At 72.7% G+C, this 1,011-nt stretch carries 1 protein-coding gene; it reads right to left on the bottom strand.

Annotated features, from left to right (window positions below; genetic code table 11):
- Positions 1–923: RNA-guided endonuclease TnpB family protein (locus AC08ON_RS02170; RefSeq protein WP_476616359.1), on the bottom strand; the 923-nt coding region annotated here is incomplete at its 3' end.
- Between the last annotated feature and the right edge of the window lie 88 nt (positions 924–1,011).

Below are 1,011 nucleotides of genomic sequence, written 5' to 3'. Positions count from 1 at the left end.
CCCGCGACGTGCAGGTCCTCGACGACGACCGTGTCGTGGGCCTTCGCGAGCCGGGTCGTGAGCTTGTGCAGCCCGTCGCGCCGCTGCTGGGCGACCCGGGCGTGGATGCGGGCCAAGGCGGCGGCCCGCCGCCGCCGGCTGCCGCTGCCCGGCTTGGACAGGGCGTAGGCCCGCGACGTCTTGCGCAGGCGACGCAGCGAGGCGGCGAGCCGTTTCGGGCTGGCGATGGTCTCACCTGTCGACAGCACCGCGAGGTGCTTCACGCCCACCTCGACGCCCACCGGGCCGGCGGCGCGTTGCCGCCGGGATGGCTGGACGGGAATCTCTCGCTCGACCTCGACGGTGAACGACACGTACCAGCGGCCTGCCGTGCGGGATACCGCCGCGCCCAACAGCCGGGCGCGGCCGTTGCCGAGGCGTCCGGTGAGGGCGCCCATCGGCTCGTGAACCTTGGCCCGGCCGATGCGGGGCAGCTTGACGTGCAGGTCGCCGACCGGCCCGTAGGCGCCGGTGGTGTAACGGAAGCTGTCGCGGGCCTTGCCCCGCCTCTTGAACCTCGGGAAGCCGACCCGCCGTCCTTTGCGCTTGCCGTTGCGGGAGTCGGTGAAGTTCTTCAACCCACGGGCGAGCTGGTCAAGCCCGGCCGAGAACGCCTCCTTCGAGCACTCCGCCCACCACGGCGCAACGTCGCCCTTGGTTGCATTCCACGCCAGCCGCAGCGCCGGGAGTGTCCACGGCACCGAGGTGAGCAAATCACCGGCCAGGCCGTACGTCTTCTCGGCGTCCCGCTGGGCGAGCGCCGCCTTCACCCGGGCCAAGCCCCAGTTGTAGGCGAACCGGGCCGCCCCCGCATGCCTGCGCAGGCCCGCAAGCTGGACGCCGTTCGGGTCGAGCGCGAACCGGTACGCCTGCAACGTCGTCATTCGGCTGCCTCGGTGGCGGCGGCGACCGCACGCGTGGCACGGTTCACGGCGGCCCGACGACCGTACAACCGGGCGCACAGCGACGTCA

It is taken from the genome of Frankia sp. CoWAU3, assembly GCF_977971855.1.
Note: the sequence above shows the minus strand (reverse complement) of the source record. Positions and strands in the feature narration are given on the sequence as shown.